This is a genomic window from Herbiconiux daphne, assembly GCF_024979295.1.
Taxonomy (GTDB): Bacteria; Actinomycetota; Actinomycetes; order Actinomycetales; family Microbacteriaceae; genus Herbiconiux; species Herbiconiux daphnes.
This window is the reverse complement of record NZ_JANLCJ010000639.1, coordinates 1-569: the sequence shown is the minus strand read 5'-3', so window position 1 is coordinate 569 and position 569 is coordinate 1. Positions and strand designations below refer to the sequence as shown.

General features: G+C 35.5%; 1 protein-coding gene. It reads left to right on the top strand.

Annotation, left to right across the window (positions count from 1 at the left end; translation table 11 throughout):
- Nucleotides 1-569 (top strand): hypothetical protein (locus N1032_RS26900; protein WP_259543745.1); only part of this gene is annotated, 569 nt, incomplete at both ends.

Sequence of the window (569 nt, the reverse complement as noted above, 5' to 3'; positions counted from 1 at the left end):
AAAAACTTTTGAAAGAAAACCAAAATCTTGGTAACAGGAAATTCGGTTTCCAAAATAAAGAATCATATACATTGTCAGAAGTGCGTGATATTCTAGATGAACACGCAAGATACAATGTCAACATATATGACGATATTGTTGAAGAATATGTTTCTGGACTTACATCCCAAACAAAAACAGAACTTGAAAAACTGACAAAGCTTGCTGAAGAAAGAGCTGCTAAGATTGTTGAAGTTGAAAATTCTGTAGGTGATGTAGCAAAACTCAAAAGCCAAATTGCTGAGTATGAAGGTAAAGTTAAGTCATATGAAGAAGAACTTACACCATTCAGAACAGAAAAAAGAAAGGCAACCGCAAACGAACTTCTAAAAGGGCTTGTTGCATCAGGAGCGGAACTTGATGTGTATGACCAATTAGCCGACGCACTTAAAGAAGTTGAATTCAAAGAAGGTGAAGACAAGAAAAAGAAAATTTCACCACTATTGACCAAGGTATTTGAAGCAAAACCATATCTAAAACCTGTGGCAGAGCACAAATTCGATTCAGATGAAACCTTCAAGCAACCAAAA